Annotated in this window: 12 protein-coding genes; 7 read left to right on the forward strand and 5 right to left on the reverse strand. The window is 61.4% G+C overall.

Annotated elements, in window-relative coordinates:
- The first annotated feature begins 67 nt into the window (after positions 1 to 67).
- The 7 genes from kdgD to ACZ9IU_RS13740 all read left to right on the forward strand — a co-directional run bounded on the left by kdgD (position 68) and on the right by ACZ9IU_RS13740 (position 7,423).
- Positions 68 to 973 (forward strand): 5-dehydro-4-deoxyglucarate dehydratase, encoded by a 906-nt coding sequence (kdgD, locus tag ACZ9IU_RS13710; protein ID WP_038549347.1) that lies wholly within the window; start codon positions 68 to 70, stop codon positions 971 to 973.
- Between the two features lie 4 nt (positions 974 to 977).
- Positions 978 to 2,114, forward strand: coding sequence for a mandelate racemase/muconate lactonizing enzyme family protein (locus tag ACZ9IU_RS13715; protein WP_038543799.1), 1,137 nt, complete (start codon positions 978 to 980; stop codon positions 2,112 to 2,114).
- Positions 2,114 to 2,980 (forward strand): amidohydrolase family protein, encoded by an 867-nt coding sequence (locus tag ACZ9IU_RS13720; protein ID WP_038543801.1) that lies wholly within the window; start codon positions 2,114 to 2,116, stop codon positions 2,978 to 2,980. The genes ACZ9IU_RS13715 and ACZ9IU_RS13720 overlap by 1 nt, the downstream gene beginning before the upstream one ends.
- A 78-nt stretch (positions 2,981 to 3,058) precedes the next feature.
- Complete coding sequence (locus tag ACZ9IU_RS13725) at positions 3,059 to 4,030, forward strand: TRAP transporter substrate-binding protein (protein WP_038543802.1); 972 nt, start codon at positions 3,059 to 3,061, stop codon at positions 4,028 to 4,030.
- An 89-nt stretch (positions 4,031 to 4,119) separates the two neighbouring features.
- The gene (locus ACZ9IU_RS13730) at positions 4,120 to 4,641 is read left to right on the forward strand and encodes a TRAP transporter small permease (protein ID WP_038543805.1); all 522 of its coding nucleotides are present in this window, start codon (positions 4,120 to 4,122) and stop codon (positions 4,639 to 4,641) included.
- On the forward strand, positions 4,641 to 5,921 hold the full coding sequence (locus ACZ9IU_RS13735) for a TRAP transporter large permease (RefSeq protein ID WP_038543807.1): 1,281 nt from the start codon (positions 4,641 to 4,643) through the stop codon (positions 5,919 to 5,921). The genes ACZ9IU_RS13730 and ACZ9IU_RS13735 overlap by 1 nt, the downstream gene beginning before the upstream one ends.
- A gap of 68 nt (positions 5,922 to 5,989) precedes the next feature.
- Positions 5,990 to 7,423: an aldehyde dehydrogenase family protein gene (locus ACZ9IU_RS13740; protein WP_038543809.1), complete on the forward strand. Its 1,434-nt coding sequence runs from the start codon at positions 5,990 to 5,992 to the stop codon at positions 7,421 to 7,423.
- Between the two features lie 60 nt (positions 7,424 to 7,483).
- On the opposite strand, the gene msrA is transcribed toward ACZ9IU_RS13740, so the two are convergent.
- From msrA to ACZ9IU_RS13765, 5 genes are all read right to left on the reverse strand, one after another.
- The gene (gene msrA / locus ACZ9IU_RS13745) at positions 7,484 to 8,005 is read right to left on the reverse strand and encodes a peptide-methionine (S)-S-oxide reductase MsrA (protein WP_038543811.1); all 522 of its coding nucleotides are present in this window, start codon (positions 8,003 to 8,005) and stop codon (positions 7,484 to 7,486) included.
- 74 nt (positions 8,006 to 8,079) lie between these two features.
- The gene (locus tag ACZ9IU_RS13750) at positions 8,080 to 8,772 is read right to left on the reverse strand and encodes a hypothetical protein (RefSeq protein ID WP_038543813.1); all 693 of its coding nucleotides are present in this window, start codon (positions 8,770 to 8,772) and stop codon (positions 8,080 to 8,082) included.
- 8 nt (positions 8,773 to 8,780) lie between these two features.
- Positions 8,781 to 9,833 (reverse strand): ABC transporter ATP-binding protein, encoded by a 1,053-nt coding sequence (locus ACZ9IU_RS13755; RefSeq protein ID WP_038543815.1) that lies wholly within the window; start codon positions 9,831 to 9,833, stop codon positions 8,781 to 8,783.
- A gap of 49 nt (positions 9,834 to 9,882) precedes the next feature.
- Positions 9,883 to 10,725 (reverse strand): carbohydrate ABC transporter permease, encoded by an 843-nt coding sequence (locus tag ACZ9IU_RS13760; protein WP_038543818.1) that lies wholly within the window; start codon positions 10,723 to 10,725, stop codon positions 9,883 to 9,885.
- Entirely contained in the window at positions 10,715 to 11,647 is a 933-nt protein-coding gene (locus ACZ9IU_RS13765) for a carbohydrate ABC transporter permease (protein WP_038543820.1), read from the reverse strand. The genes ACZ9IU_RS13760 and ACZ9IU_RS13765 overlap by 11 nt, the downstream gene beginning before the upstream one ends.
- Between the last annotated feature and the right edge of the window lies 1 nt (position 11,648).

Raw genomic sequence — 11,648 nt, forward strand, 5'->3', positions numbered from 1 at the left:
CACAAGTCGACGCAACCTGTACGACAATTTTTGTCTGGAGGAGACGCTTACAAAGGAAATCCGCATGATGACGCCTGAAGAAATCAAGGTCGCACTTGGTGCCGGCCTGCTGTCCTTTCCCGTCACCCATTTCGACAAGGAAGGCCAGTTCCAGCCGGAAAGCTATCGCCGCCATGTCGAATGGCTGTCGGGCTATGATGCACCGGTCCTGTTTGCCGCCGGCGGCACGGGCGAATTCTTCTCGCTGTCTCCCAATGAGGTCCCCACAATCGTTTCCGCCGCCAAGGAGGCCGCCGGCAAGACCGCAATCGTCTCCGGCTGCGGTTTCGGCACGCATGTGGGCGTCGAGATGGCCCGCGCGGTCGAAAAGGCCGGCGCCGACGGCATCCTGCTGCTGCCGCATTACATGATCGATGCACCGCAGGAAGGCCTCTACCAGCATGTGAAGCGCATCTGCCAGTCGGTTGGCATCGGCGTCATGGTTTACAATCGCGACAACTCGATCCTGTCGGTGGACACGCTGAAGCGCCTCTGCGACGAATGCCCGAACCTGATCGGCTTCAAGGACGGCAGCGGCGATATCGGACTTGTCCGGCAGATCACCGCCACCATGGGCGACCGGTTGATGTATCTCGGCGGCATGCCGACTGCCGAGCTCTTCGCCGAAGCCTATCTCGGCGCCGGCTTCACCACCTATTCCTCGGCTGTCTTCAATTTCGTGCCGGGCCTCGCCGTCGACTTCTACAAATCGCTGCGCGCCGGCAATCGTGCCCGCTGCGAGGAGATCCTCAAGGACTTCTTCTATCCCTTCATGGCGATCCGCAACCGCCGCAAGGGTTATGCCGTCTCGGCTATCAAGGCCGGCGTGCGCCTGCAGGGTTTCGATGCCGGCAAGGTGCGTCCGCCGCTCGACGACCTGACGGCGGAAGAAGAAGAGATGCTCCTGAAGCTCATCGGCCCCTGGAAGCGGTAAGCCCATGAAGATCGCTTCGGTTCGCACCCACCTCCTCGAACACAGGCTCGACGTCGCCTTCGAAAGCGCCTCGATGCGCTTCGATCGCCGCGCCCATGTGCTCGTCGAGATCGAGTGCGATGACGGCACGATCGGCTGGGGCGAATGCCTCGGCCCGGCCCGGCCGAATGCGGCCGTGGTCGCGACCTATGCGAACTGGCTGATCGGCGAAAATCCGCTCGAAACCGAAAAGATCTGGGCGCGGCTCTATAATGCGCTGCGCGATCAGGGTCAGCGCGGCCTTGCCGTCACGGCACTGTCCGGCATCGACATCGCGCTCTGGGATATCAAGGGCAAACATTTCGGCGTGCCGATCTCGATCCTGCTCGGTGGACGTTTCCGCGAGAGCGTCAGGGCCTACGCGACCGGCAGCTTCAAGCGCGACGGCGTCGACCGCGTGGAAGACAATGCCACCGACGTCGCCGGCTATTGGCAACAGGGTTTTCACGCCAGCAAGATCAAGATCGGCTTCGGCGTCGAGGAGGATCTGCGCGTCATCCGTGCCGTGCGCGACGCCGTCGATCCTGACATGCGCCTGATGGTCGACGCCAACCACGGTTACGACGCCATCGAGGCGATCAAATTCGGCCAGGCGGCTGCTGAACTCAATCTCGACTGGTTCGAGGAACCCGTGGTGCCGGAACAACTTGCCGCCTACCGCGAAGTCCGCGCCCGCCAGCCGATCCCGGTTGCCGGCGGCGAGACCTGGCACAGCCGCTGGGGCATGCGCGAGCCCGTGGAAACCCGTGCCGTCGATATCCTGCAGCCGGACCTTGCCGGCGTTGGCGGCTTTACCGAAGCCAAGCGCGTCGCCGATCTGGCAGCCCTTCACGGCATCCGCGTCGTGCCGCATGTCTGGGGCACCGCTGTCCATATCGCCGCCGCATTGCAGTTCATGGCGGCGATGATCCCGAGCCCGGTTCGTGTCAACCCGATCGAACCGATCCTCGAATTCGACCGTACCCATAACCCGTTCCGTCAGGCGGTGATCAAAACCCCGATCGAACACGAGCGCGGCGTGGTGCAGATCCCGAACGGCCCCGGCCTTGGGATCGAGATCAACCGCGATGCGCTCAAAGAATTCCGCATGGGAGACATCTGATGCTCGTCCGCACCCTTTCCGGCACGCCGCCCAAGACCAGACTGCCCAAGGGCGCGATCGACACTCAGATGCATGCTTATCTGCCGGGCTTTCCCTCTCTGCCCGGCGGTCCGGGCCTTCCTGCCGGAGACCTGCCGACACCGGCCCAGTATCTCCAGTTCATGCGCTGGATCGGCATCGATCGGGTCATCGTCACCCAGGGCAATGCCCAGCAGCGCGACAATTCCAATCTCAACGCCTGCCTTGCGGAGTTCGGCTCGATCGCACGCGGCGTCTGCGTCATCGATAGCACCACATCGGAAGCCGAACTCGATAGCCTCGCAGCAGCCGGCAATGTCGGCGCCCGCATCATGGATCTGCCGGGCGGGGCGGTGAACCTGTCGGAACTCGAAGCCGTCGACGCCAAAGCGGCGTCCCGCAACTGGATGGTCGCCGTCCAGTTCGACGGCAGCAACATCCTCGACCACGAAGAGCGCGTGAGGAACCTGAAGTCCCGCTGGGTCTTCGATCACCATGGCAAGTTCTTTTCAGGCGTGACACCGGACAGCCCGCAGATCGCAGCTGTCAAGCGGCTGATCGACGGTGGAAAATGCTGGTTCAAGTTTGCCGGCGTCTATGAATCTTCCAAGGCCGGCGGCCCGGACTATGCCGATGTCGCAGCCATCGCCCGCGAGATCGCCAGATATGCACCGGAACGTATCGTCTGGGGCACCAACTGGCCGCACAATCTCGCCCGCGAACAGGCAGATTATCCGGATGACGTGGCGCTGACCGACACTGTGCTCGGCTGGTTCCCGAACGATGCGGCACGCCAGCTCGCGCTCGTGAAAAACCCTGAAGAGCTTTACGGCCTGTCGGCCCAATAAGCGGCAAGGCAAGCCCTAGGACTGATAGTTCAAACGACCGGGGCACGGAGGCCCCGGCGATCAACGGAGGAGGACAACATGAAACTCACGAAACTGCTCGGCCTCGCATTCGGTCTCGCGCTCAGCGCGACCGCTGCCAATGCGCAGGTTACCCTGCGTTCCGCGGATATCCATCCGGATGGCTATCCGACCGTCGATGCCGTCAAATATATGGGCGAACTAATCTCCCAGCGCACCAACGGCCGCATCAAGATCCAGGTGATGAACAACTCGGTGCTGGGTGGTGAAAAGGACACGATCGAACAGACCCGTTTCGGCGTCATCGATTTGAACCGCGTCAACGCAGCGCCGTTCAACAACCTCGTGCCGCAAACCACCGTTCTCGGCCTGCCCTTCCTGTTCCGTTCGACCGAGCACATGCACAAGGTCGTCGACGGCCCGATCGGCGACGAAATCCTGAAAGCCTTCGAACCGCATGGCCTGATCGGTCTCGCTTACTACGATTCCGGCGCGCGCTCCTTCTACACGACCAAGAAGCCGATCACCAAGCTTGCCGACCTGAAGGGCATGAAGATCCGCGTCCAGCAGTCCGACCTCTGGATCGCCATGATGCAGGCCTTTGGCGCCAACCCGACCCCGATGCCGATGGGCGAAGTCTATTCCTCGCTCGAAACCGGTGTGGTCGACGGCGCAGAAAACAATTGGCCTTCCTATGAGTCCGCCCGCCACTACGAGATCGCCAAGAACTATACGCTGACCGAACATTCGCTGAACCCGGAGATCCTGGTCATGTCGAAGATCTCCTGGGACAAGCTGACGCCGGAAGACCAGAAGATCTTCCGCCAGGCAGCCAAGGACTCGGTCGTCAAGATGCGTGAGCTCTGGACTGCCCGCGAAAAGTCCTCGGAAGCCAAGGTTCGTGCTGCTGGCGCCAACATTATCAAGGTCAACAAAGACGAGTTCTCGGCAGCCATGAAGCCGGTCTATGACAAGTTCGTCACGGACGCGAAGCAAAAGGCTCTGCTGGAGCAGATCCAGGCCGTCAAGTAAGTTCGAAAAAGAAGCCGGCCCTCTGATCAGAGGGCCGGTTTTTCATTTCCGGCACCGGGGAACGTCGCCGGATCGTGGAGGACAGGTTCATGAGAAACTTCATGTTGGCCATCAAGCCAATTCTGGGCGGGCTCAGCCGCCTATCGCTTTATATTTCCGGCACCGGCATGATCGCCATGACCCTCATCGTCGGCTGGCAGGTCTTCGGCCGTTATATCCTGAACGACTCGCCGAGCTGGTCCGAGCCGCTGTCGCTCTACCTGATGTCGTGGTTCATCATGCTCGGAGCCGCCGTCGGTGTGCGTGAGAGCGTGCATCTCGGGCTCGATATCGTTCGTTACGTCATGCCACCGGCAATTCAGAAGGCCATGGACCTCCTGAGCCTCGGCCTGATCGTGCTGTTCGGGATAGGCATGGCCTATTATTCGACGCTGCTCGCCAAGGGCACGTGGTCGGCCACCATTCCCGTTCTCGGCTGGCCGGGCGGCACCGACTTCTTCCCGATGATCGTCGGAGGCGTCATGATCTCCCTTTTCGCTCTGGAGCGCTTCGTCGACGTCGCCATCGGCGAAGAAATTGCTGCTGACGTCCTCGTGCAGGAGGCTGCGTAATGGCCTACGCCATTCTTTTCGGTTCCTTTACCTTCCTCATGCTGATCGGCATGCCGATCGCCTTCTGCCTTGGAATCGCGTCCTTCGCCACGGTCCTCTACATGGGCCTGCCGCCGATCGTCGTCTTCCAGCAGCTGAATTCCGGCATGAACGTCTTCGCCATGATGGCGATCCCGTTCTTCATCTTCGCTGGCGACCTGATGGTGCGCGGCGGCATTGCGCACAGGCTGATCCGCTTTGCAGCCGGCCTTGTCGGCCACATGCGCGGTGGTCTCGGCCAGGTCAACGTCGTTGCGTCGACGCTGTTCGGCGGCATTTCCGGCTCGGCCGTGGCGGACGCATCGGCCGTCGGCGGATTGATGATCCCGCAAATGGCTACGCGCGGCTACGATAGGGATTATGCGGTGAACGTGACGGCCAATGCCGCCATCATCGCATTGATGATCCCGCCCTCGCACAACATGATCCTCTATTCGATCGCGGCGGGCGGCAACGTCTCCGTCGCCGACCTCTTCACTGCCGGCATCATTCCCGGCCTGCTGCTGGCCGGAGCGCTGATGATCACGGCCTGGTGGGTTGCCGTCAAACGCGGTTATCCGGCCGATCCGTTCCCGGGCTTTGCCCGCATCGGTTATTACTTTCTGGCTTCGCTGCCGGGCATCCTGCTGATCGCCATCATCTTCGGCGGCGTACGCTCCGGCGTGTTCACGGCGACGGAAAGCTCCTGCATTGCGGTCCTCTACGCGTTCCTTGTGGCCATGCTCGTTTATCGCGAGCTGAACTGGGACGGTTTTGTCGAGGCCGTCATGGGCGCGGTGCGCACCACCGCGATGGTACTGCTGGTCATCGGCACCGCGGCCGCGTTCGGCTGGCTGATGGCATTCCTGCAGGTCCAGACGCTGATCATCGCGGCGATCGGAGCGATCTCCGACAATCCGATTATCGTACTCCTGATGATCAACGTCATCCTGCTGGTGCTCGGCACGTTCATGGACATGGCGCCGATGGTCATCATCTCGACCCCGATTCTGCTGCCGGTCGTCAAAGCCTTCGGCATCGATCCTGTCCATTTTGGCGTCATCATGATCCTCAATGCCGGCATCGGCCTCAACACGCCGCCGGTCGGAACCGTGCTCTTCGTCAGTTGCGCGGTCGGCGGCATCACGATACGTGAAGCGATGCGCACGATCTGGCCTTTCTTCGGAGCCAGCATCGCAGTATTGCTGCTCGTGACTTATATCCCTGCCTTGTCGCTCTGGCTCCCAAACGTTTTCAAATGAGCGACTGAACAAGCTTTATCTGACGGTCCCGCCGCTTGGCGGGACCTTTCACATGAGAGGAGAGGTCCATGACCATCTACCAGAACCTGATCGCCGGCGAATGGGTCGGCTCGGACGCTTCCAAGAACATCAACCCGTCCGATACCAACGATGTCGTGGGCATGTATGCCCAGGGCAATGCCGAAGACGCCAAGCAGGCGATAGCAGCCGCCAAGGCCGCTTTCCCGGCCTGGTCACGTTCCGGCATCCTGGAGCGTCACGCTATTCTCCGGAAAGCTTCCGACGAAATCCTCGCCCGCAAGGAAGAACTCGGCGCGCTTCTCGCCCGCGAGGAAGGCAAGATCCTTCCCGAAGCGATCGGCGAAGTTACCCGCGCCGCCCAGATCTTCGATTTCTTCGCTGGAGAAGCGCTGCGCCTGACCGGCGAACTGGTGCCGTCCGCACGTCCGAACATCGGTGTCGAGATCACCCGCGAACCACTCGGCGTCATTGGCATCATCACGCCCTGGAATTTCCCGATCGCCATTCCGGCATGGAAGATCGCGCCGGCGCTCTGCTACGGCAATACCGTCGTCTTCAAGCCTGCCGATCTCGTACCTGGCTGTGGCTGGGCGATCGTCGACATCCTCCACCGCGCCGGCCTGCCGAAGGGCGTCCTCAACCTCGTCATGGGCCGCGGCTCGGTCGTCGGTCAGGCCATGCTCGACAGCCCGGATCTCGCCGGCATCACGTTTACCGGCTCCACCGGCACCGGCAAGCGCGTTGCGCTGGCCTCGATCGAGCATAACCGCAAGTTCCAGCTCGAAATGGGCGGCAAGAACCCGATGGTCGTCCTCGATGACGCGGACATCAACGTCGCCGTCGAAGCGGCCGCCAATTCGGGCTTCTTCTCGACCGGCCAGCGTTGCACCGCTTCGTCGCGCCTGATCGTGACGGAAGGCATCCACGACAAGTTCGTCGCAGCACTCACCGAGAAGCTGAAGACGCTCAACGTCGACAACGCCATGAAGGCCGGCAGCCATATCGGCCCGGTCGTCGACGACAAGCAGCTGAAGCAGGACACCGACTATATCGAGATCGGCAAGAACGAGGGCGCCAAGCTCGCCTTCGGCGGCGAACTCGTGAAGCGCGACACGCCCGGCTTCTATCTGCAGCCGACGCTGTTTACCGAAGCGACCAACCAGATGCGGATTTCGCGCGAGGAAATCTTCGGACCGGTCGTTTCCGTCATCCGGGTGAAAAACTACGAGGAAGCGCTGGCAACCGCCAACGACACGCCGTTCGGCCTGTCGGCGGGCATCGCCACTACCAGCCTCAAGCACGCGACGCATTTCAAGCGCAACTCGGAAGCCGGCATGGTGATGGTCAACCTGCCGACGGCAGGCGTCGATTTCCACGTGCCGTTCGGCGGCCGCAAGGCATCGTCCTTCGGCCCGCGCGAACAGGGCAAGTATGCTGCCGAGTTCTTCACCGTGGTGAAGACCGCCTATACGCTCGCGTAACAAAAAAAAGGCGCTGCCATCTCGAGATGGCAGCGCCTTCAATTCGTGAATTAAGACGGGTTATTCAGCAGCAACGCTGGCGCGCTTCGGCAGCTTCCAGTTCGGGCGCGGGAAATGGCATGTATAGCCATTCGGATAACGCTCCAGGTAATCCTGATGCTCCGGTTCGGCTTGCCAGAAATCACCGACCGGCTCCACTTCCGTCACCACCTTGCCCGGCCATAAGCCCGATGCGTTGACATCGGCGATCGTATCTTCGGCGACGCGCTTCTGTTCATCGCTCTCGTAGTAGATCGCCGAACGATAGCTCATGCCGATATCGTTGCCCTGGCGGTTCTTGGTCGACGGATCGTGGATCTGGAAGAAGAATTCCAGAATATCGCGATAGCTGGTCTTGGCCGGATCGAAAATGATCTCGATTGCTTCGGCATGGGTGCCATGATTGCGGTAGGTCGCATTCGGCACATCGCCGCCGCTATAACCGACGCGGGTCGATACCACACCGGGCAGACGCCGGATCAGGTCCTGCATGCCCCAGAAACAACCACCGGCCAGAACGGCCCGTTCGGTAGACGTCGTCATGCTTTCCTCCTTCGGTTTTGGATTTGCACCTAAAATGGCGATCCGACGGAAGAAATTCAATCCATCGCCGCCACTCAGCCAGTTGCCGCCTCGACGATCGGACGCACCGCCTCCTCCAGGCTCTTCGGCGTCGTGCCGGTGACGATGACACCGAGCAGCGGCGCCGCGATGCCGGCCGCCTTCAGCCTTGCCATATCGGCGGCCACGAAACGCTTCTGGCTCGGCGCGATGACCGGAATGCCGGCCTTCGTCGTGATTTCCCTGTAGCGGGCAAGATCGGTCTCGTCGAGCGGCCTGCCGTAATCGGCAAACGACGCAACAGACGCCTCCATCATCGCGCCGGGAATGGCGACGATGGTCTTCAAGTCCTCGTCAGTGCTATTCTCGCCGAGCGCCGGGATCGGGCGGAGCTTCGACTGCAGCAGATGCGGCTGAACATGGTCGAAATAGACATTGAACCCTTCAAAACCAAGATCCGCCAAGGCATCGAGCTCGTCGGGCGTCGGCACCGTCTCCTGGCCGGCCATCACCAGCAGCGGTACCCCGAGCGGCGCCAGCCCCTCGAAGAACGGTCGTTCCTCGGCAAAACTGCCGAATGTCGTGCCGGTCGCGCGATGATAGGCGTTGAGATGCACCTTGATCGCAAATGCCCCCGCCCCGATCGCCGCCTTGGCAAGATCGAGGTCGTGGCGGGCGAGCGAGACGATGACCGGAAATTCGCCGCCGCGCAGCGCCTTGGTGAGCTTGGTTTCGGGGTAATTCGGCATCACGGGCCTCAGTTCAGACGCTGGCCGCCATCGGCGGCGAAGAGATGGATATTGCCGAGTTCCGGCCGCACCCGGATCGTTGCCCCCGGCGACAACGATACCCGCTCGCGAAACACGCCGGTCACCAGCGTCTCGCCAAGCTTCATCGTCACCTGCGTCTCGGAGCCCATCGGCTCGACCAGCACGATTTCCGCCGGCACGCCGCTCTCGTCCAGGGCAAAATGTTCGGGACGAATGCCGTAGACCGCCTTTCGGTCCTTGTGCTCGTGCGCTACCTCAGGCAGCGGCAGCATGATGCCGGGCGCCGAGAACCCTTCGGTCGTGATCGTGCCAGTGAGGAAATTCATCGACGGTGAGCCGATGAAGCCCGCAACGAACTGATTGGCCGGCCGGTCGTAGAGGTCGAGTGGTGCCCCGATCTGCTCGACCCTACCGCCGTTCAGTACGACGATCTTGTCGGCCATGGTCATCGCCTCGACCTGGTCGTGGGTGACGTAGATGGTGGTCGTCTTCAGCCTCTGGTGCAGGCTTTTGATCTCGCCGCGCATGACGACGCGCAGTTTTGCGTCAAGGTTGGAAAGCGGCTCATCGAACAGGAACACCTTGGGATCGCGCACGATCGCCCGGCCCATCGCAACGCGCTGGCGCTGGCCACCGGAAAGCTGGCGCGGGTAGCGATCGAGCAAGGGCGCAAGGCCAAGGATGTCGGCGGCCCATTTGACGCGTTCGGCGATCTCCGCCTTGCCGCCGCCGCGATGCTCCAGCGAGAAGCCCATATTGGTGGCAACGGTCATATGAGGATAGAGCGCATAGTTCTGGAAGACCATGGCGATGTCTCGGTCCTTGGGGTCGAGGTCGTTGACCACCCGCCCGCCGATATTCACCTCGCCGCCGGTAATTGTCTCCAGCCCGGCAACCATCCTGAGCAGCGTGGACTTGCCGCAGCCGGACGGGCCGACCAGCACCACGAACTCGCCGTCGGTGATGCCGAGGTCGATGCCGTGGATGATGTCGACGGCGCCATAGCTCTTGCGGACATTGGAAAGGGTAACTTCAGCCATCAATCAGATTTCCGTTTCTTCAGCCTCAGTGTTTCAAAAGGTGAGTTTTTCAACCCTTAAGGCCGGTATGCGCGAGCCCTTCGACGAATTGCTTCTGCGCGATGATGAAGACGATGAGAACGGGCAGCGCTGTCAGGGTCGCGGCAGCAAGCTGGATGTTCCACATCGGCCCGCCATAGGCGTCGGTATATTGTGTCAGCGCCTGCGGCAGCGTGAATTTCTCGGCGCTCGACAGGAACACGATCGGTTCCAGATAGAGGTTCCAGGAATGCAGGAAGGTGAAGATCGCCACAGAGGCGAGCGCCGGCCTTGCCAGCGGCAAGGCGATCTTGCGAAAGATCTTGAAACGCCCGAGGCCATCAACCCGCGCCGCCTCTTCAAGTTCGACAGGCAGCGCAATGAAGAACTGCCGCATCACGAATGTCGCGAACACGCTCGGCGCGCCGAAGATCGGCACCAGGATCAGTGGCCAATGGGTGTTGACCATGCCGGCCTTCAGGAACATCTGGAAAAGCGGCACGATCGTCACTTCCGACGGGATCAAGAGCCCCAGCAGCACGACCATGAAGATCGTATTGGCGAAGGGGAATTTGATCCGCGCAAAGGCGTATCCGGCCATGGAGGAGACGATCATGGTTCCGATCGTCACCAGTGCGGCGATATAGGCCGAGTTCCAGTACTGCTTCACGAAGGGCTGCAGTTCGAAGACCTTGGCATAGGTCGTCCAGTCGTAGCTTTCCGGCATGAGCTGCGGCGGAAACGCAAAAATGTCGCTGATCGGCTTCACCGACGACGTCACCATCCACCAGGTCGGGAAAACGAAGGGGATGAGGAGAACGCAGAGCAGGCCGTAGAGAAACACTTGTCTGCGCGGGGAGAGCTCAGCTTTCATAAAAGACGATCCTCTTGCGCATCTGCCACTGGGCGAAGGTGAGCACGGCGACGATCACGAACAGCATGATCGACAGCGTCGAGCCGTAGCCGAAGAAATGGAACTGGAAGGCCTGCTGGTAGAGATAATAGACGAGCACCGTTGTCGTGAGGCCCGGCCCGCCTTGCGTCAGCACCGCGATCTGCGCGAACACCTGCAGCGAGCCGACGATTGTGATGATCGAGGTCAACAGGATGGTCGGGCTGATCAGCGGCAGGGTGATGCGGCGGAACTGCTTGAAACGCGGCGCACCGTCGATGCGGGCCGCCTCGTAGAGCTCGTTCGGCACGCCCTGGAGGGCGGCGAGGAACAGGATCATGTTGAGGCCGACATTCTTGAACACCTGCACCACGATGACCGAGATCATCGCCGTTACCGGTTCGCGCAGCCAGTTCGGCCCATCGATGCCGAAGACGAGCAGCACCCCGTTGATGCCGCCGTTCTTCTGCAGAAGGAATCCCCAAACGATCGTCCAGGCGACCAGCGACACGACGACCGGCGAGAAGAACAGCGTGCGGAAGATGGTAATGCCGGCGAGCTTCTGGTTGAGCAGCACGGCAAGCAGCAGTGCTAGGCTCAGGTTGAAGATTACCAGCCCGGCGGAAAAAATCGCCGTCGCCCCGAGCACCGAAGGCAGGCTCGTGTCTTCGAGAAGCATCTGGTAGTTCGCGAGGCCCGTATAGGTGAAGGTATTGGCGAGCACGTTCCACTCGTGCAGCGAATACCAGAAGACAAGGCAGAGCGGGATCAGCACGAAGAGCGTGATCCCGATCAGCTGCGGGGCGATGAAGAGAAAGCCGGCGAGGCTGTCGCGCCGCGCGACCGTCCAGAACGACGATGAGGAGCGGCCTTCCGGACGGGCGGTTTGCTGCACGACAGCCATC

The sequence above is a fragment of the Mesorhizobium sp. USDA 4132 genome (assembly GCF_056279545.1).